The 19233-nt window shown below is 73.4% G+C and carries 16 protein-coding genes; 10 read left to right on the plus strand and 6 right to left on the minus strand.

All coding sequences use genetic code 11. The features are described from left to right. Positions 1–178 precede the first annotated feature (178 nt). The gene (gene msrA, locus JK356_RS03685) at positions 179–868 is read right to left on the minus strand and encodes a peptide-methionine (S)-S-oxide reductase MsrA (RefSeq protein WP_201866014.1); all 690 of its coding nucleotides are present in this window, start codon (positions 866–868) and stop codon (positions 179–181) included. Positions 869–888: 20 nt separating this feature from the next. Beyond that, a complete protein-coding gene (locus JK356_RS03690) occupies positions 889–2094 on the minus strand; it encodes a hypothetical protein (RefSeq protein WP_201866015.1) in 1206 nt (401 codons plus the stop codon). A gap of 99 nt (positions 2095–2193) precedes the next feature. Between JK356_RS03690 and JK356_RS03695 the strand changes: the two genes are divergently transcribed. Beyond that, the gene (locus JK356_RS03695; protein WP_201866016.1) at positions 2194–3360 is read left to right on the plus strand and encodes a cystathionine gamma-synthase; all 1167 of its coding nucleotides are present in this window, start codon (positions 2194–2196) and stop codon (positions 3358–3360) included. Between the two features lie 47 nt (positions 3361–3407). Here the strand turns inward: JK356_RS03695 and JK356_RS03700 are convergent, their stop codons facing one another. Next, complete coding sequence (locus tag JK356_RS03700; protein WP_201866017.1) at positions 3408–3899, minus strand: MarR family winged helix-turn-helix transcriptional regulator; 492 nt, start codon at positions 3897–3899, stop codon at positions 3408–3410. Positions 3900–4068: 169 nt separating this feature from the next. Here JK356_RS03700 and ilvA point away from each other — a divergent pair, with 169 nt between their 5' ends. The 4 genes from ilvA (at position 4069) to JK356_RS03720 (ending at position 10682) form a co-directional block, all read left to right on the plus strand. Beyond that, complete coding sequence (ilvA, locus tag JK356_RS03705; protein WP_201866018.1) at positions 4069–5274, plus strand: threonine ammonia-lyase; 1206 nt, start codon at positions 4069–4071, stop codon at positions 5272–5274. A gap of 108 nt (positions 5275–5382) precedes the next feature. Continuing rightward, positions 5383–6375: an ATP-binding cassette domain-containing protein gene (locus JK356_RS03710; RefSeq protein ID WP_201866019.1), complete on the plus strand. Its 993-nt coding sequence runs from the start codon at positions 5383–5385 to the stop codon at positions 6373–6375. Between the two features lie 32 nt (positions 6376–6407). Beyond that, positions 6408–7244, plus strand: coding sequence for an ABC transporter permease (locus JK356_RS03715; protein ID WP_201866132.1), 837 nt, complete (start codon positions 6408–6410; stop codon positions 7242–7244). A 153-nt stretch (positions 7245–7397) separates the two neighbouring features. After that, positions 7398–10682 carry a tetratricopeptide repeat protein gene (locus tag JK356_RS03720; RefSeq protein ID WP_201866020.1) on the plus strand — a complete coding sequence of 1095 codons (3285 nt, stop codon included), beginning with the start codon at positions 7398–7400 and terminating at the stop codon, positions 10680–10682. A 24-nt stretch (positions 10683–10706) separates the two neighbouring features. On the opposite strand, the gene JK356_RS03725 is transcribed toward JK356_RS03720, so the two are convergent. Both JK356_RS03725 and mca read right to left on the minus strand, forming a co-directional pair. After that, positions 10707–10976, minus strand: coding sequence for a hypothetical protein (locus JK356_RS03725; RefSeq protein ID WP_201866021.1), 270 nt, complete (start codon positions 10974–10976; stop codon positions 10707–10709). A 4-nt stretch (positions 10977–10980) separates the two neighbouring features. Further along, positions 10981–11853 (minus strand): mycothiol conjugate amidase Mca, encoded by an 873-nt coding sequence (gene mca / locus JK356_RS03730; protein ID WP_201866022.1) that lies wholly within the window; start codon positions 11851–11853, stop codon positions 10981–10983. A 173-nt stretch (positions 11854–12026) separates the two neighbouring features. On the opposite strand from mca, the gene JK356_RS03735 reads away from it, so the two are divergent. The 3 genes from JK356_RS03735 (at position 12027) to JK356_RS03745 (ending at position 15239) form a co-directional block, all read left to right on the plus strand. Continuing rightward, positions 12027–12440 carry a DUF4307 domain-containing protein gene (locus tag JK356_RS03735; RefSeq protein WP_201866023.1) on the plus strand — a complete coding sequence of 138 codons (414 nt, stop codon included), beginning with the start codon at positions 12027–12029 and terminating at the stop codon, positions 12438–12440. Positions 12441–12629: 189 nt separating this feature from the next. Continuing rightward, the gene (greA, locus tag JK356_RS03740; protein ID WP_201866024.1) at positions 12630–13127 is read left to right on the plus strand and encodes a transcription elongation factor GreA; all 498 of its coding nucleotides are present in this window, start codon (positions 12630–12632) and stop codon (positions 13125–13127) included. Between the two features lie 81 nt (positions 13128–13208). After that, positions 13209–15239, plus strand: coding sequence for a thioredoxin domain-containing protein (locus JK356_RS03745; protein WP_201866025.1), 2031 nt, complete (start codon positions 13209–13211; stop codon positions 15237–15239). Between the two features lie 34 nt (positions 15240–15273). Here the strand turns inward: JK356_RS03745 and JK356_RS03750 are convergent, their stop codons facing one another. Then, positions 15274–16488 carry a pyridoxal phosphate-dependent aminotransferase gene (locus JK356_RS03750; RefSeq protein WP_201866026.1) on the minus strand — a complete coding sequence of 405 codons (1215 nt, stop codon included), beginning with the start codon at positions 16486–16488 and terminating at the stop codon, positions 15274–15276. A gap of 172 nt (positions 16489–16660) precedes the next feature. Between JK356_RS03750 and JK356_RS03755 the strand changes: the two genes are divergently transcribed. Together JK356_RS03755 and JK356_RS03760 are read left to right on the plus strand one after the other, a co-directional pair. Further along, positions 16661–17953 carry an alanine racemase gene (locus tag JK356_RS03755; protein WP_201866027.1) on the plus strand — a complete coding sequence of 431 codons (1293 nt, stop codon included), beginning with the start codon at positions 16661–16663 and terminating at the stop codon, positions 17951–17953. 328 nt (positions 17954–18281) lie between these two features. After that, on the plus strand, positions 18282–19145 hold the full coding sequence (locus JK356_RS03760) for a hypothetical protein (protein WP_201866028.1): 864 nt from the start codon (positions 18282–18284) through the stop codon (positions 19143–19145). Positions 19146–19233: the final 88 nt, after the last annotated feature.

Consider the following 19233-nt stretch of genomic DNA (forward strand, 5'->3'; position numbering starts at 1 on the left):
CTCGGACGTGAGCCCTACGGATCCCCTTGCCCCGGCAGACGGCATGCTGGACTCATCTCCCCTCACCACGACGCAGCCGCAGCACCACCGCCCAAACAGGCGACGGCGCTGCGGCAAACCACCAGATCGACGGTACCTAGCGCCCTGGCACGAGGGGAGCGGCCAGGACGACGGAGCCTCAGTCTTCAGCCGGAGCGATACCGGTCGGGCAGGAGCCGCCCCCCGACTGGTCACTTAGCTTGATTCCCGTGCCGCCGAGTCCGCAGTAGCCGGCGGGGTTCTTGTCGAGGTACTGCTGGTGGTAGTCCTCCGCCAGGTAGAACGGGCGGCCGTCGGCCGGCAGGATCTCCGTGGTGATCGGGCCGTACCCCGACTCGGTGAGCACCCGCTGGTAGGCGTCGCGCGACGCCTCGGCCGCGGACTGCTGGGCGGGGGAGTGAGTGAAGACCGCCGAGCGGTACTGCGTGCCGACGTCGTTGCCCTGGCGGAAGCCCTGGGTCGGGTCATGCGCCTCCCAGAAGACCTTCAGCAGCGTCTCGTAGCTGACCTGCTTGGGGTCGAACACCACGCGCACCGTCTCGGCGTGCCCCGTCATGCCGGAACACACCTCCTCGTACAGCGGGTGCGGCGTGATACCGCCCTGGTAGCCCACCAGCGTCGTCCACACGCCGGGGGTCTGCCAGAACCGGCGCTCCGCGCCCCAGAAGCAGCCCAGCGCGAAGTCGGCGACCTCCAGGTGCTCCGGGTACGGGCCCTCCAGCGGGTTCCCCAGCACGGTGTGCCGGTCGGCGACCCGGAAGGGGCGCTCCTCGCGGCCGGGCAGCGCCTCCTGCTGGGTGGGCAGGCGGTTCCGGAACGTGTACAGCATGTCGTGGCCTCCTTCGCGGGTCACTGGCGGGCAATGGCGAGGGCCCGGTAGGCCGCGTACTGGCGGGCGGGGTCCTCGCTGTCGACCCAGGGGATCGCCCCCACATAACCATCCACGGCGCGCACCTGTTCCGCCGCCTCCGCGTACCGCTCGGCGAGCACGAGGAAGTGCAGCAGCAGGTGGCGCACGTGCGGCTCCACCGGATGACCGGGGCGGGCGTGCGCCAGCGCGAACTGCGCTCCCTCGATCGCGTCGGCCACCACGGCGCCCTGGTAGACGCCGGGGGAGAGCGTCACGTCGGGCATGTGCTCGTAGGCGGCGAACAGCGGCAGCGCGGGCAGCATGCTGCCCTCCGGGGCGGTGCCCGCGGCGCGCTGGGCGAAGGCGTCAGCCTCCTTGCGGGAGCCGAACCACTTCTCCGACCAGTACGGCAGCGCCGCCAGGTGCGCGCCCATGTGCGCAGGGTCACGCTCGATGATCTTGGCCCACAGCTGCTCGAACTCCTCGCGGCTGTAGCTCAGGCCCCGCGCGATGAACAGCTCCGTGATGAACGGCACCGGGTCGCGGGGCGCCAGCCGGGACGCCTCGCCGCACACCGTGCGCGCCTCCTCCAGCACGATCCGGTACTCGGCAGCCGAGGGATCCGCCATGGCCTGCCAGGTCAGGAACTGCGCGTACACCTGCGCGCCGCCCGGGTCGCCGGGCTCCTCCATGCGCCAGCGGCGCAGCCAGCCGGCGTCCCGCGCCGGACCCTGCTTGCGCAGCAGCGGCGGGGTCGCCCCGGCCTCCGCCTCGGCCTGGCTCTCGCCCCCGGCGCCGCCGCCCGCGCGGCGCCACTCGGCCAGCTCCATGGCCGCCGCGCCCGCCAGCGACTGCACCCGCTGCCAGCGCAGCTCCGAGTCGTCGGTGAGGGCCAGCAGCTGGCCGGCCGGGCGCCAGTCCTGCTCCCGCTGGGCCTCCTCCAGCGCCGCCACCAGCTCCGGGTCCGGGCCGGGCAGCCGCACGTCCAGGTCCTCCACGGGCACCAGCCCCGCCGTCTGCGGCGCGGCGTCCTCGCCGGAGCCGCCGCCCCACGGAAACGGAGACGAGGCCGGAGCCTGGCCCGGCGCCCCCGAGGCGTCGGCCGCGCGCTCGAGCTCCCGGCGCTCCTGCCGCCGGCGGATCGCGGGCAGCACGACCGCGCCGACGATGGCGGTCAGGGCGATGAGCAGCAGCACAGCTTCCATAGCGGAGCGAGTTCCCCCTGTCGCGGTATCCCGGGCCCGGCGGGCCCGCCGGCCGTGTGACGAGCCTACGTCCACGGTACGGCCCACTAGCGTGTACCCATGAACGAGCAGCCGAACGGGCAGCGCTTCGAGACGCTGGCCATTCACGCGGGGCAGGAGCCCGATCCACTGACCGGGGCCGTCGTGCCGCCCATCCACCAGGTCTCCACCTTCAAGCAGGACGGCGTGGGCGGACTGCGCGGCGGATACGAGTACAGCCGCTCGGCCAACCCGACCAGGACCGCGCTGGAGGAGAACCTGGCGGCGCTGGAAGGCGGGCGCCGCGGCCTGGCGTTCGCCTCCGGGCTCGCCGCCGAGGACTGCCTGCTGCGCACCCTGCTGCGCCCCGGTGACCACCTGGTGATCCCCAACGACGCCTACGGCGGCACGTTCCGGCTCATCGCGCGCGTCGTGGAGCGCTGGGGCGTGGCCTGGACGGCGGCCGACACCACCGACCCCGGTGCCGTGCGCGCCGCGCTGCGGCCCGAGACCAAGGCGGTGTGGGTGGAGACGCCGTCCAACCCGCTGCTGGGCATCACCGACATCGCGGCCATCGCCGCGCTGACGCGGGACGCGGGCGTGCGCCTCGTCGTCGACAACACCTTCGCCAGCCCGTACCTCCAGCAGCCGCTGGCGCTCGGCGCGGACGTCGTCGTGCACTCGACCACCAAGTACCTCGGCGGCCACTCGGACGTCGTCGGCGGGGCCCTGGTCACCGCCGACGAGGAGCTCGCCGAGGAGCTGGCCTTCCACCAGAACGCCATGGGCGCCGTCGCCGGCCCGTTCGACTCCTGGCTGGTGCTGCGCGGCATCAAGACGCTGGCGGTGCGCATGGACCGGCACAGCGCCAACGCCGCCCGCATCGCCAGGGCGCTGGCCGCGCACCCGGCCGTGACGTCGGTCGCCTACCCCGGGCTGCCGTCCCACCCGGGGCACGAGACCGCCGCGAAGCAGATGCGCGGATTCGGCGGCATGGTCTCGTTCCGCGTCGCAGGCGGTGAGGAGGCGGCGGTCCGCGTCTGCGAGCGCACGCGGATCTTCACCCTCGGCGAGTCACTCGGAGGAGTGGAATCGCTGATCGAGCACCCCGGGCGGATGACGCACGCCTCGGCGGCGGGCTCGGAGCTGGAGGTCCCCGCGGATCTGGTGCGGCTGTCGGTCGGCATCGAGTCCGGGGACGACCTGCTCGCCGACGTGCTGGAGGCGCTCTCGGGCATCACGCCCTGACGTCACGCCCTGGCGTCACGGTCTGACGCGCGGTCCGGCACGGGGGCCTACTGGTCCCCGGCAGGCCGCTGGCTGAGGTGGGAGATGGCGGAGTTCAGGCGGGCCAGCAGCACGCAGAAGGTCGTCATCTCCTCCTCGGTCCAGTCCTGGGTCAGGGCGCTCATCAGGTCACGGCGCGAGGACCGCACCTCGTCGAGCCGCTCGCTGCCGCGCGGCGAGAGCGAGAGCACCACCGCGCGGCCGTCGTCCGGGTCGGCGCTGCGGCTCACCAGCCCGGAGTCGACCAGCGGCGCGACCTGGCGCGTCACCGTCGAGGAGTCGATGCCCATGCCGGCGGCCAGGGCCTTCACCCCGGTCGGCCCGTCCTGGTCGAGTCTGCTCAGCAGCAGATAGGCGGCGCGGTCCATGGAGTTCCGCGCCGGGCCGAGCCCGGCGAGGCGTGTCTGCTCCGCGCGGCGGGCGAAGACGGCCACCTCGTGCTGGAAGACGTCGAGCAGCTGCGTGGTGTGGGACGCGGGTGCGGTGGGTTCAGGGGTCATGTCCGGAAGAAATCAGTGTCGGCGACTGCGGATATCGCGGGGCGGGGTTGCCAGTTGGGCCACAGAGTACGCCGCCCGGCGGGGGCGCGTAGGCCCTATGCACGAACCCGTTCCGTGCGCGGTGACGACCGGGTGCGCCGCGCTGTCGCGCGCCTGACAGACTGGCGGCATGGCCCAGCCCGGACTCGACGATGTGCTCGCGGCGCAGAAGACGCTCGCGGGCGTGGCCCGCGTGACCGCCCTGGAGGGCAGCCGCCACCTGAGCGCACTCGTCGGCGCTCCCGTCCACCTCAAGTGCGAGAACCTCCAGCGCGCCGGATCGTTCAAGCTGCGGGGCGCCTACGTCCGCATCGCGGGCCTGACGGCCGCCGAGCGGGAGCGGGGCGTCGTCGCGGCCAGCGCGGGCAACCACGCGCAGGGCGTGGCGCTGGCGGCGTCGCTGCTGGGCGTGCGTTCCACGGTGTTCATGCCCGAGGGCGCGCCGCTGCCGAAGATGGCGGCGACGCGGGAGTACGGCGCCGAGGTGCGCACGCACGGCCAGGTGGTCGACGAGGCGCTGGTCGCGGCGCAGGAGTACGCCGAGCGCACCGGTGCGGTGCTGATCCATCCCTTCGACCACCCCGACGTGGTGGCCGGGCAGGGCACGGTGGGGCTGGAGATCCTGGAGCAGTGCCCCGAGGTGCGGACCATCGTGGTCGGCATGGGCGGCGGCGGGCTCGCGGCGGGCATCGCGGTCGCGGTGAAGCGGCTGCGGCCGGATGTGCGGATCGTCGGGGTGCAGGCGGAGGGGGCAGCGGCGTACCCGCCGTCGCTGGCGGCGGGCCGCCCGGTGCCGCTGCCGCGGATGTCCACGATGGCGGACGGCATCAAGGTCGGTTGTCCGGGTGAGGTGCCGTTCCGGATCGTCGCCGGTCTGGTGGACGAGATCACGACCGTCACCGAGGACCAGCTGTCAGCCGCGCTGCTGCTGTGCCTGGAGCGGGCGAAGCTGGTCGTGGAGCCGGCGGGCGCCTCGCCGGTGGCGGCGCTGCTGGCCGCGCCCGAGGCGTTCGAGGGACCGCTGGTGGCCGTGCTGTCCGGCGGGAACATCGACCCGCTGATGCTTCAGCGCATCCTGCGGCACGGCATGGCCGCCGCGGGCCGGTACCTGTCGCTGCGGCTGCGGCTGTCGGACCGGCCGGGGGCGCTGGCCGCGCTGCTGAGCGAGCTGTCCGTGACGGGTGCCAACGTCCTGGCCGTCAACCATGTGCGGACCGATCCGCGTCTTGGCGTGAGCGAGGTGGAGGTCGAGGTGCAGGCCGAGACACGAGGGCCCGCGCACTGCGCCGAAGTGTCCGAAGCGCTGCGCGCGGCCGGCTACCGGATCCTGGGCTGACGGCGGCTGACCGAAAACGGCTAACGCGATACATCGCGACTCTCTACACTGGCGCCACCGCCCCCACGGGGCGACCCTGAAGACCAACCCACCAACTGGGGAGACCACATGCCAGGCGCCATCTACGCCGAAGGGCTGGTCAAGACCTTCGGCGACGTCAGGGCACTGGACGGTGTCGACATCGACGTGCCCGAGGGCACCGTGCTCGGCCTGCTCGGCCCCAACGGCGCGGGCAAGACGACCACGGTGCGGGTGCTGACCACGCTGCTGCGGCCCGACGGCGGGCGCGCCGAGGTCGCCGGGCTCGACGTCCTGAAATACCCCAACCAGGTGCGTCGCTCCATCGGGCTGTCCGGGCAGTTCGCCGCCGTGGACGAGTACCTGACGGGCCGGGAGAATCTCCAGATGGTCGGCGAGCTGTACCAGCTGACCTCGAAGGACGCCCGGCGCCGCGCGGACGAGCTGCTGGAGCGGTTCAACCTGGCCGATGCCGCCGACCGGATCGCGAAGACCTACTCGGGCGGCATGCGCCGCCGCCTCGACCTCGCGGCGGCGCTCGTCGTCAGCCCGCCCGTGATGTTCATGGACGAGCCGACCACCGGGCTCGACCCCCGCAACCGCCAGCAGCTGTGGGACGTCATCAAGGAGCTGGTCGCCGGCGGCACCACGATGCTGCTGACCACGCAGTACCTGGAGGAGGCGGACAACCTCGCCGACACCATCGCCGTGGTCGACCACGGCAAGGTCATCGCCCGCGGCACCTCCGACCAGCTGAAGAGCCAGACCGGGGGCGACGTCGTAGAGGTCACGCTGCACGACCGCGACCGCGTCGAGGACGCCGAGAGCGTGCTGCGCGCGCTCGGCGACGGCGACGTCACCTACACGCCCCACGTCCGCAAGCTCAGCGTCCCGGCCTCGGGCGGCGCGAAGCTGCTGGCGGAGGTCATCAGGGAGCTGGACCACCGGGGCGTGGAGATCGACGACATCGGGCTGCGCCGCCCGACCCTTGACGACGTGTTCATCTCGCTGACGGGCCACGCCGCCGAAGCGGACGAGGCCGCGGACGGCACCGCCGGGACCAAGGAGACCAGCACACCGTGAGCATCGCCACCCAGGACACCACCACCAAGCCGATGGCGCGGTCCGGCGAGTCCATCGGCGTCCGCCAGAGCCTGCACGACTCCCTGGTCGTCGCCAAGCGGAACCTGCTGCGGATGCTGCGCATACCCGAGGTCATCATCTTCAGCCTCGTGCAGCCCATCATGTTCGTGGTGCTGTTCGCGTACATCTTCGGCGGCTCGATCAACCTCCCCGGCGCCGGGCTCGACCCGGGGGCGTACCGCGAGTACCTGATGGGCGGGATCTTCGCCCAGACGGTCACCTTCGCCACCGCGGGCTCCAGCGCCGGCATCGCCGAGGACATGCAGAAGGGCATCATCGACCGCTTCCGCTCGCTGCCGATGGCGCGCGGCGCCGTGCTGACCGGCCGGACGTTCGCCGACACCGTGCAGACGACGGTCATCCTGCTGGTCATGGCGATCGTCGCCTTCCTGGTCGGCTGGCGCATCCACGGCGGCGTGCTCAACGCGCTGCTCGCCTTCGCGCTGCTGCTCCTGCTCGGCTATGCCTTCACCTGGATCGGCGCGCTGATCGGCCTGTCGGTGCGCACCCCGGAGGCGGCGACCTCGGCCGGGCTGGTCTGGCTGTTCCCGCTGACGTTCGTCTCCGTGGCGTTCGTGCCCTCCGAGAACATGCCGGGCTGGCTCCAGCCGGTCGCGGAGTGGAACCCGTTCAGCGCCACGGTGCTCGCGGTGCGGGAGCTGTTCGACAACCTGCCGGCGGGCTACCAGGCGCCGGACGCCTGGCCGATGCAGCACCCGGCGCTGGCGTCGTTCCTGTGGTCGGCCGTCATCATCGCCGTCTTCAGGACGCTGGCCGTACGCAAGTACCGGACCACCGCCTCCCGCTAGCCGCATCACCTCCCGCCCCGGGCCGGCCGGAGTCCCCGCCGGCTCACCCTTGACCGCACCGTTGCCCGCCTGCCCGTTCGGATACGGGCGCCCTCGGGTAGGCGAAGGGATACGCCTGATCACCGGGGAGACCAACGAGGGGGAGGGGTGCCTATGTCCGGACCGTCCGGGCTCGCCGAGCGGCACCGGCCCGACGTGGAGCGGCTGCTGGCCCGGGCCGTCGAGGAGGAGGTGCGGCGCTCCGGGGGGCGCCTCGACCGGGACCGGCTCGTCCAGCGCGCACGGGACACGCTGGACGAGCTGGTACGGCCGGCGCAGGAGGAGTACGAGGCCTTCCTGCGCGCCGAGGCGGAGCACACCCCGGGGCGCCTGGCCGACCGGTTCGCCCCGGCCGCGCTGGGCGCGCCCGCCGCCGCCGCGATCGCCGCGGGCGTGGCGTCGATGCTGCTGATCGGCGGCATCGAGGACTCGGTGGCCACCGCCTGCGCCGACGCCGCCCTCGTCGCCGCCGCCGGCCTGCTCGGCTTCGTCCTGCAGGCGGTGACGGCGCACCTGTGGGCGGCGGAGCGCCACGCCGGCAGCCGCCACCAGCCCGGCGGCGTCGAACAGCTGCGGCTGGCCTGGCTGACCGCCGTCGAGGTCCGCGGCATCCGCCCCTACCTGGAGCAGCAGCGGGCGGTCACCCGGGCCCGGAACACGGCGGGCGGCAGCGGCACCCCGCGGGCCGCCGCGCGCGCCACGGACCGCGGCTCCGCCGCGCGCAGCCGCTCGGCGCTGGCGCGGTCGTTCCGGAGCCTGCCGGAGCCGGGCGACCCGTTCCTCGGCAGGCGCGGCCAGCTCACGCAGATCACCCAGTGGGTCAACCGCGACCGCGCCAGCACGGACACCCGCCCCACCGTCGTCGTCCTCCACGGCCCCTCCGGCTCCGGGCGCACCACCCTGGCCGTCCGCGCCGCGCACGAGATGCGGGAGCTGTTCCGCGGGGCCTGCCTGGTGGACCTGCGCGGCCAGAGCGTGGACCCGCTGCCCACGCGCGACGCCCTGCTGCACCTGATGAACCGGCTGGGCGCCCCGCGCGACCAGCTGCTGTTCCGGGAGAACGCCGGGCGCGGCGCCGACCCCGCGCAGCTGCGCCGGCTGGCCGAGCGCTACCAGCAGCACCTTGCCGGCGTCCCCGTCGTCGTGATCCTCGATGACGCCACCGACGCCGAGCAGGTCGCCACCCTCATCCCGCAGCGCTCCGACTCGCTCGTCCTCGTCACGGCCGCCGAGCCGCTCCCGCTCGATCCCAGCCTGCCGGCGTCCGTGCACCAGCTGCCGCTGGCGGCGCTCGACAGCGACAGCGCCGAGGAGCTGCTGCGCGCCTCGGTCCCCGACGGCGGCACCGTGCCCGGCCCCTACGACGCGGCGAGCTGGCAGCGGATCACCGAGCTGTGCGACGGCCGCCCGCTGCTGCTGCGGCTGGCGGGCTCCGCGCTGGCCGCCCGCACCCCCGCGCAGCTGGTCGAAGACCTCGACGCCTACGGCCCGCCGGGCAGCCTGGATGCGGCCGAGCGCGCGCTGCGCCTGCGCTACGCCGACCAGTCCGAGCCGGCGCGGCGCCTGCTGCGGCGGCTGGCGATCGCGGGCCGCGCCAGCTTCGGCGTCCGGGCCGCCGCCGCGCTGCTGGACACCGGCGAGGAGGAGGCCGCCCGGCCGCTGAACGAGCTGGTGGCCGCCGGGCTGCTGCACCATGTACGGGGCAGCCGCTACCGCCTGCACGAGCTGGTGCGCCGCTTCGCCCGGGCCCGCATGTACGACGAGGAGACCGACGAGGACCGCTCGGCCGCGCAGGAGCGCCTGATCCGCAGCTACGCCGAGCTGGCCGACACGGTCATCCGCCTGGTGGACGGCAAGACCTCCACCCGCGCCGACCTGCTGCCGGCGGCCGCGGGCGGCCACGGTTTCCGTTCCCTGGAGGCGGCCCTGCGCTGGCTCGACGACGAGACCAGCTTCATCACCGCCACCCTGCGGTACGCCGACGAGCGCGTCGACCGCCAGGCCATGCAGCACCTGCTGGGTGCCCTGTGCGACTACTGCCTGCTCCGCGGCGACCTGTACCGGCTCGGCGAGCTGAACGAGCTGGCGCAGGCCGTTGACCAGGGCCTGCTGACGCGCTCGGTGCGGTGGCGCACCGGCGTCGCCGCCCGCCAGCTCGGTGAGCTGGACAAGGCCAACTCGACGCTGACCTCCGTCGTCGACCTGTACCAGAAGGCCCGGCACGACGCGGGCGCCGCCCGCGCCCTGCGGGACCTGGGCATCACACTCCAGCAGCAGGGGCAGCTGCGGGAGGCGGCGGAGCGGCTGCGCCAGGCGCTCGATCTGCAGCAGGGACCGGCGCTCGCGGGCGACCGTGCCTGGACGCTGCACGCCCTGGCCACCGTCGAACGCGAGCAGGGGCGCGTGCTGGCCGCGCGCGAGATGCTCGGCGAGGCGCTGCGGCTGCACCAGGAGAGCGGCAGCGTGCACGGGGAGGCGTGGACGCGCTTCCAGCTCGGCCAGACGCTGCTGCGCACCGGGCAGGTCGCCCCCGCCGAGCACGAGCTGCGCTCGGCCCTCGATCTGTACGAGCGCTCCGGTGACGTGCGCGGCGTCGCCTGGGCCGCCACGCAGCTGGGCCGGGCCCGGCTCCACGACGGCGACGCGACCGCCGCTCTGGAGGAGCTGCGGGGAGCGCTGGCCCGCCACACCGACACCGAGGACGCGCGCGGTGAGGCGTGGACCCTGTACTACCTCGGCCAGGCCATGGAGGAGGACGGCGATCCGACGGGTGCGGTGCGCACGCTGGAGCGGGCACGGACGATGTTCAGCCGCATGCGGGACGTCTACGGCCTGGCGTGCGCACGCCACCATTCGGCGCGGCTGACCAGGGACATCAGCGCCGCCGCCACGGGCTCGCTGCGGAACACCGGCTTCGCCCGCCAGCTGCTGACCGAGGCCCGCCGCGACTTCCAGCGCTCCGGGGTGATCCACGGCGAGGCGTGGACGCTGCTGGAGCTGACGGTCATCGAGGCGGGGAACGAGCGGCTCGGCCAGGCACTGGAACTGGCGGGGGAGGCGCTGCGGCTGTTCGCCGAGGGCTACGGCGAAGGCCGTCCCGACGCCCGGGGCGAGGACTGGGCGCGGCTGCTGCGCTGCACCCTGCTGCCGCTGGCCTCGCCGGGCGGCAGCGACGTCGGCCAGGCGGTGGCGCGGGAAGAGCTCGCCGAGCTGCTGCGCGACGCGCACCCGCTGCGCGACCCGCGGCTGACCGACGCGGCCGGGTCGTTCGCGCTCATGCTGGAGCGCGGCCTGGGCCCGGAGGCGGGCTGGCCCGCCTGGCGTCTGGGCATGGTGCCCCGGCGCGGCGCCCGGGACGTCATCGGCGTGCGGGACGCCACGGACGCCGCGCCGGCGTAACGGCGGCCGGGCCGGGGGCGCGGATCAGGCCGACGCCGACGTGGACGACGACCTGGCTGACGACGGCGTCCCCGGCGCCGGGACCTGTCCGTCCCGTCCGTCCCGCTTGCTGTCCCCGGCCGGCGCAGCGTCGGCGGGGTCCTCGGGAATGGAGATCTTCCCGAGGTGCTTGCTCATGGACTTCAGCAGGATCCATACGCCCACGCCGAGGACGGCGAACACGACGAAGCCCAGCACCCCGGGCGTCACCGTGTACTCGTCAAGCTCCCTGGCGAGAGGCAGCAGCTCGTTCATGCACTCAATTGTCGCGGATGCCCGCGAAGAGGTCGGACTCGGGGAGGGAGGTGGCCACCCGGGACCTGGCCAGCTCGTAGTCCTCGGTCGGCCAGACCTCCTGCTGGATCTCCATCGGCACCTTGAACCAGCCGCCGTCCGGGTCGATCTGCGTGGCGTGCGCGAGCAGCGCCTTGTCGCGGACGGGGAAGAACTCCGCGCACGGCACGCGCGTGGTCAGCTCCCGCTCCTGGCGCTCAGACTTCTCCCAGCGCTCCAGCCACTCCCCGTACGGCGACTCCAGGCCGCGCGCCAGCATCGCCTCGTGGAGCGCGAGCGTGCGGGGCCGGTTGAAGCCCTGGTTGTAGTAGAGCTTCAGCGGCTCCCACGGCTCGCCGGCGTCCGGGTAGCGCGCGGGGTCGCCCGCCGCCTCGAACGCCTCGACGGTGATCTTGTGGGTCATGATGTGGTCGGGGTGCGGGTAGCCGCCGTTCTCGTCGTAGGTGGTGATCACCTGCGGCCGGAACGAGCGGATCAGCCGTACCAGCGGCTCCGCGGCCTCCTTGACGTCCTGCAGCGCGAAGCAGCCCTCGGGCAGCGGCGGCGGCGGGTCGCCCTCGGGCAGCCCGGAGTCCACGAAGCCGAGCCACTCCTGCTTCACGCCCAGGATCTCCCTGGCCTCGGCCATCTCCTTGGCGCGCACCTCGTGGATGTGCTCCTCCAGGTACGGGTCGCCCTGGAGCTTGGGGTTGAGGATGGAGCCCCGCTCGCCTCCGGTGCAGGTGGCGACCAGCACGTCCACGCCCTCGGACACGTACTTGGCCATGGTCGCGGCGCCCTTGCTGGACTCGTCGTCCGGGTGGGCGTGCACAGCCATGAGCCGCAGCTGTTCAGTCAAGGCTCGGTCCTCGTCAGTCCTCGTCATCGTCGGGTCCGGTCCGGGTCTTCCCTCAGCGGACGCGGGCCCGGGGGCCCGTGGGCGCCGTCGGCGGCGCCTCCTATAGTGACTGATAGACCACCCACGCTATTCCCGGCCCGCTGGGGCCGGGTACTCACCGCAGGAATCGCCTCATGGCCAACGCAGGTGCCGGGTTGCCCGAAGGGCGGTACGGCCGCGCTTCCGCGTCCGACCGGGCGCGCACCAACCGCCGGCTGACCATCACGGGCTGCGTGCTCGGAGCGGCGCTGCTGGCGTTCGTCGCGTGGGCCGGGGTGTCCTACGTCGCGGGTGAGAAGGTCTCCGGTGAGCTGACCGCTTTCGACATCACCTCTGACACCAGGGTCGAGGTCAGTCTTGCCGTGCGCAAACCCCCGGGCACGGTCGGCGTGTGCACCGTGCGCGCCCAGGCCGAGGACGGCCTGGAAGTGGGAAGGGCCGATTTCCGTTTCCCTGACGAGGACGGCCAGATCCACCGCTCGGTTACGCTGAATACCACGCAGCGCGCGACCACGGCCGAGCTGCTTGGCTGCTCAGAGGGGTCGTAGGGCGCGCCGCCCCGGGGGCAGCGGGTTTGCCCGCGGTCCCGGAGGGTAATCCTTCCGAACATCGATCGACGTTGTTATGGTCGAGAATTCGATCGATGGTCCGCCCGCCCAGGCGTCAACTTGTCCGGGTCGGGCCTTCGCTTTTTTGCGTTTCCTGTACCAGTCCCTCTCGTACCCGAGGAGCAACCTGTGACCCAGACCAGCGACACTGTCACCTGGCTGACCCAGGAGGCGTATGACCAGCTCAAGGCCGAGCTGGATCACCTGTCGGGTCCTGCCCGCATCGAGATCGCCAAGAAGATCGAGGCGGCCCGCGAAGAGGGAGACCTGAAGGAGAACGCTGGGTACCACGCGGCCAAGGAGGAGCAGGGGAAGATGGAGGCGCGCGTGCGCCAGCTGACCCAGCTCCTGGAGACCGCCCGGGTCGGGGAGCCCCCCGCCGACGACGGAGTGGTCGCCCCCGGCATGGTGGTCACCGTCGCCTTCGACGGCGACGAGTCCGACACGCTGACGTTCCTGCTGGCGTCGCGTGAGTTCGCGACCTCGGACATCGAGACCTACTCGCCGCAGTCGCCCCTGGGCAGCGGCGTCAACGGCAAGAAGGTCGGCGAGTTCGCCGAGTACGAGCTGCCCAACGGCAGCATCAGCCGGGTGAAGGTACTGGAAGCCAAGCCCTACCAGGGCTGAGGCCCCGGCCCGGTACGGCCCCTCGTGCGCCTGGCGCACGGGGGGCCGCGCGGTGGAGCGGCGGCGGGCACCATGGAGGACATGGCTAACCGACTCGCCGCTGAAACGTCTCCTTATCTCCTGCAGCACGCGGACAACCCGGTCGACTGGTGGCCCTGGTGCCGCGAGGCGTTCGAGGAGGCCCGCCGGCGGGACGTGCCGGTGCTGCTGAGCGTCGGCTACGCCAGCTGCCACTGGTGCCACGTGATGGCCCGGGAAAGCTTCGAGGACGAGGAGACGGCCGCCTACCTCAACGCCCACTTCGTCGCCGTGAAGGTAGACCGCGAGGAGCGGCCGGACGTCGACTCGGTGTACATGGACGCGGTGCAGGCGGCCACGGGCCAGGGCGGCTGGCCGATGACGGTGTTCCTGACGGCCGACGGCGAGCCGTTCTACTTCGGGACCTATTTCCCGCCCGAGCCGCGCCACGGCATGCCGTCGTTCCGGCAGCTGCTGGAGGGCGTGCACGCGGCGTGGACCGAGCGGCGGGGCGAGGTCACCGGGGTCGCCGCCCGGATCACGGCGGAGCTGGCCGGGCGGGAGGTGCCGTACGACGCGCCGCACCCGCCGGGCGCCGAGGAGCTCGCGGCGGCCGTGGCGGGCCTGGACCGCGAGTACGACGAGGCGCACGGCGGCTTCGGCGGAGCGCCGAAGTTCCCGCCCGCGATGGTGCTGGAGTTCCTGCTGCGCCACCACGCGCGCACCGGGTCGGCGCGCGCCCTGCGGATGGCCGAGCACACCTGCGAGGCGATGGCGCGCGGCGGCATCTATGACCAGCTGGGCGGGGGCTTCGCCCGGTACGCGGTGGACGCGACGTGGACCGTGCCGCACTTCGAGAAGATGCTCTACGACAATGCGCTGCTGCTGCGCGTGTACACCCACCTGTGGCGGGCCACCGGCTCGGCGCTGGCCGGGCGGGTGGCGCGGGAGACGGCGGACTTCATGCTGCGCGAGCTGCGGACCGCCGAGGGCGGCTTCGCCTCCGCGCTCGACGCCGACAGCGAGGACGCCGCCGGGCGGCACGCCGAGGGGGCGTACTACGTGTGGACGCCCGCGCAGCTGCGCGAGGCGCTGGGCGAGGCGGACGCCCGGGTGGCAGCGGACGTCTTCGGCGTCACCGAGGAGGGCACGTTCGAGGGCGGGGCGTCCGTGCTGCGGCTGCGCGGCGACGAGGCGCCCGCCGGGCTGCGCGCGCGGCTGGCGCGCGCCCGGGCGGCGCGTCCCCGGCCGGAGCGCGACGACAAGGTGATCGCCGCCTGGAACGGCCTGGCCATCGCGGCGCTGGCCGAGACCGGGGCCTGCCTGGACCGCCCGGACCTGGTCGAGGCGGCGTCCGGTGCGGCGTCGCTGCTGGTCCGCGTGCACCTGACGGAGGAGCCCGGGGGCGGCGGCGCGCGGCTGGCGCGCACCTCGCGGGACGGCGTGCCGGGGCCGAGCGCCGGGGTGCTGGAGGACTACGGCGACGTCGCGGAAGGGTTCCTCACGCTGTACGCGGTGACGGGCGAGACCGGCTGGCTGGACCGGGCCGGGGCGCTGCTGGAGACGGTGCTGACGCGGTTCGCGCGGCCGGACGGCGCGCTGTACGACACGGCGGACGACGCCGAGCGGCTGATCCGCCGGCCGCAGGACCCGACGGACGGCGCGACGCCCGCGGGGTGGACAGCGGCGGCCGGCGCACTGCTGTCGTACGCGGCCTACACCGGCAGCCCGCGCCACCGCGAGGCGGCGGAGCGGGCGCTGGGCATCGTCACGGCGCTGGGCGCGCGGGCGCCGCGGTTCACCGGCTGGGGGCTGGCGGTCGCGGAGGCGGCGCTCGACGGGCCGCGCGAGGTCGCGGTGGTCGGTCCCGAAGGCGATGCCGGGCGGCGGGCGCTGCACCTGGCGGCGCTGCGCGCGACCGCGCCGGGCGCGGTGGTGGCGGTGGCGGAGCCGGGGGCACCGGGCGTGCCCGCGCTGCTGCGCGACCGCCCGCTGCGTGACGGCCGGGCGGCGGCGTACGTGTGCCGGCGGTTCGTGTGCGAGGCGCCGGTCACCGATCCGGCGGCGCTGACGGCGCGGCTGGGACGGGAGTAGCGGGCCCGGCCGCCGTACCGGCGCCCCCGCGGGCTCAGTACTGGGCGTAGCCGTCCAGGAACCGGCCGATCCGCTCGATCGCCGCCGCCAGCTCGCTGGCCTGCGGCAGCGTGACGATCCGGAAGTGATCCGGTTCGGGCCAGTTGAAGCCTGTGCCGTGCACGATCATGATCTTCTCGGCCCGCAGCAGGTCGAGGACCATCTGCCGGTCGTCCTTGATCTTGTAGACGTCCGGGTCGAGCCGGGGGAAGGCGTACAGCGCGCCCTTCGGCTTCACGCACGTCACGCCCGGGATCCGCGTCAGCATCTCGTACGCGACGTCCCGCTGCTCTTTGATGCGCCCGCCCGGCAGCACGAGCTGCTCGATCGACTGCCGCCCGAACAGCGCCGCCGCCACCGTGTGCTGCGCCGGCATGTTGGCGCACAGCCGCATGTTGGCCAGGATCGTCAGGCCCTCGATGTAGCTCGACGCGTGGTCCTTCGGGCCGCACACCGCCAGCCAGCCGCAGCGGAAGCCGGCCACCCGGTAGTTCTTCGACAGGCCGTTGAACGTCAGCGTCAGCACGTCGGGCGCGATGGCCGCCATCGACGTGTGCGTGGCGCCGTCGTACAGGATCCGGTCGTAGATTTCGTCCGAGCACAGCACCAGGCGGTGGCGCCGCGCCACGTCCGCCAGCTGCCGCAGCATCTCCTCGTCGTATACGGCGCCGGTCGGGTTGTTCGGGTTGATCACCACCAGCGCCTTGGTCCGGTCGGTGATCTTCCGCTCGATGTCGGCGATGTCCGGCATCCAGTCGGCCTGCTCGTCGCAGCGGTAGTGGACCGCCCGGCCGCCCGACAGCGACACCGAGGCCGTCCACAGCGGGTAGTCGGGCGCCGGGATGAGCACCTCGTCGCCGTCGTCCAGCAGCGCCTGCATGGACATCTGGATCAGCTCCGAGACGCCGTTGCCCAGGTAGACGTCCTCGACGGACAGCTCGATGCCCTTGGTCTGGTAGTGCTGCATCACCGCGCGCCGCGCCGAGAGCAGCCCCTTGGCGTCGCCGTAACCGTGCGCTGAGCCGACGTTGCGCAGGAAGTCCTCGAGGATCTCCGGCGGGCACTCGAAGCCGAACGCCGCCGGGTTCCCGGTGTTCAGCCGGAGGATGCGGTGGCCCGCCGCCTCGAGCCGCTGCGCCTCCTCGAGGACCGGGCCCCGGATCTCGTAGCAGACGCCGGCGAGCTTGGTTGACTGGACCACCTGGTGCATGCCGCCACCTTACGGCCGTGTTACACGGGGTGCGCTGTGATTTTCGCCCGGTGGGGTGCCGCGGGCCGGGCGCGGGAGGCATGTCATCGCACTCCGTTGACCCCGCCTGTACACGGTGCTAGGTAGGGTCTCGCTGAACCTGACGGCAGGTACTCGGTCACCCGGAGTCGCCATGATCACAGCGATCGACAGGCTCGCGCTCGACGCGCTGGCGGAGGAGAAGGTCGACCACCGCTTCAAGGGGCTGCCGCCCGACGCCGCCGGCCTGACCGTCGGCGAACTCGCCGCACAGCGCCGCGACCTGTACGACGGCGGCTTCATAACCCCGGTGCTGACGCTCTCGGCGGAGGCCGTCGAGCACAACCTGCGCAGCTTGGAACGTTTCACCAGCCGCCACGGCATGGCGCTCGCTCCGCACGGCAAGACCACCATGGCCCCGCAGCTGTTCCGCAGGCAGCTGGAGTACGGCGCGTGGGGCATCACCCTGGCCGTGCCGCACCAGCTCCGCGTCGCCAGGGCCTTCGGCGTCAGGCGCGTGTTCCTGGCCAACGAGCTGGTCGACCCGGCGGCCCTGGCGTGGCTGGCGCGGGAGCTGAACGACGACCCGGAGTTCCGCTGCGTGTGCTACGTCGACTCCGTCGCCGGCGTGGCGCTCATGGACGAGGCGCTGCGCCGGGCCGGCGCCCGGCGGCCGCTGGACGTCACGGTCGAACTGGGCGTCCCCGGCGGCCGTTCCGGCGTCCGGGACGCGGCCGCCGCGGGCGCCGTCGCCGACGCGGTGCGGGACGCGGCCACGCTGCGGCTCGTCGGTGTCGCCGGGTACGAGGGCGAGGTGCCCGGCGCCGATGCCGCGTCGGTGCGGGCCTGGCTGGCCGGGCTGACCGCGCTGGCCGTCGAGTTCGACAAGGCGGGCCGGTTCGGGTCGTTGCCGGAGATCATCGTCAGCGCGGGCGGCAGCGCCTGGTTCGACGTGGTCGCCGAGGAGTTCGCCCGCATGCCCGACCTGTCGCGGCCCGTCCTGCGGCTGCTGCGGTCGGGGGCCTACGTCAGCCACGATGACGGGCACTACCACAAGATCACCCCGTTCAACCGGGTGCCCCGCGAGGGGTCGCTGCTGCCCGCTTTCCGCCTGTGGGCGCAGGTCGTCTCGCGCCCCGAGCCCAGCCTCGCGCTCGTCAACGCCGGCAAGCGCGACCTGGCGTACGACCTCGGCATGCCGCAGGTGCAGGCCATCCGCCAGGCCGACGGCACCGTGCGCGGCAGCCGCGGCCTGCGCGTCACCCGCCTCGCCGACCAGCACGCCTTCCTCGCCGCGGCCGAAGGCGCCGAGGACGAGACACCGGACGTCGGCGACTGGGTGGCCCTGGGGATGTCCCACCCCTGCACCATCTTCGAGAAGTGGCCGCTGATTCCGCTGGTCGCCGGGGACGGCACCGTCATCGACTACATCCGGACGTTCTTTTAGCCCGGTTCTGCCCGGGACACTGACCGAATCCTGCCCGGATCCTGACCGAAACCTGACCCAACGATCTCGTCCGTCAGCGCATCCCTCATCACGGGCATGTGGTGGGGTACAGGGGGTCCCGGCGCATGCCCCCCATTCATGCCGTCGCCGCGCGCTCTTCTCCCGTGCGGTTTCCCGCCGGATTCCCGCCCGGCCTGCCGCCCGGCGGCCCGCTCCCGCTCCGTCCGCGCGCTGTTTCCCGGCCGTCCGGTGTCGATAGGCTGCCGAACTGGCAGACTCACCTCACGACGAGACGGCCCGTCACGCGGATCACGCAAGGGGGAGCGCCATGCCGATTGCCATCGCGGTCACCAGCCCCGACATGGTGCTGCCGCCCACCGACCAGCACACCCCCGGCGCGCACGTCCTCACTCCGCCCGATCAGCAGGACTTCGCCGCGGCCCTGGCCGAGACCGGCGCGCTGCTCGACCGGTACGGCTACGTCATCGCGCTCTACCCCAGCACCACCCCTCGCCCGTATGTCCAGCGGCTCCACGCCGTGCGAGCCATGCTGGAGACCGACCGCATGGCGCTGCTGCCCAGCGACCTGCCGCCGCTGGGCACCGCCGTGCTGGTGCGGCAGCTGCGGCAGCTCTCCGCCTGCGACTTCAGCCCGGGCGTGCTCGGATCGTCCGCGCGCCTCCTCGCGCACTACATCTACGCCGGCGCGCTTCTCGGCTCCGGCGCGCGGCCCGACCGCCTCCCCCTCACGCTGCCCGCCACCGGATCCGCGCGCTCCGGCCCGTGCGCCGTGCTCGCCGCGCCCACACCGCAGCTGGTCCGCCCCGACGGCGAAGCCGTGCTGAGCGGCCCGCAGTTCGCGACGGCGCTCACGTACGCCGCGGGCGGGCTGGGCAGCGACTGGGTCACCGGACGGCTGGCGCGCCAGTGGCAGGTCCAGCAGGTGCACCCGGTGCCGGTGCCCGCCACCTCGGCGGCGTGGTGGGGCACCTCCAAGCTCGTCGAGTTCGCCGCCGCCATTCCCGACGTCGTCCTGCTGTACCAGATGGTCAGTTCGGTACGGCAGGAGGCGTGTCACTGGTGCGGCCTGAGCCTGATAGGCGACCGGTGCGCGTTCTGCTCAGCCCCCGTGGCCACGCAGGACCGCCGCCCGCGCGCCCTCGGCACCACGCGCCGCCGTGCCCTGGCCTGACCCGGCGGACCGGCGCGGCCGAACGGCCCGCGCGGCCGCCCGGAGCCGGCACGGGGCCTGACGGACCCAACCAAGCCCAGCGAAGAAG

The organism is Streptomyces sp. 7-21, assembly GCF_016741785.1.
In the GTDB taxonomy this organism is placed as follows: domain Bacteria; phylum Actinomycetota; class Actinomycetes; order Streptomycetales; family Streptomycetaceae; genus Streptomyces.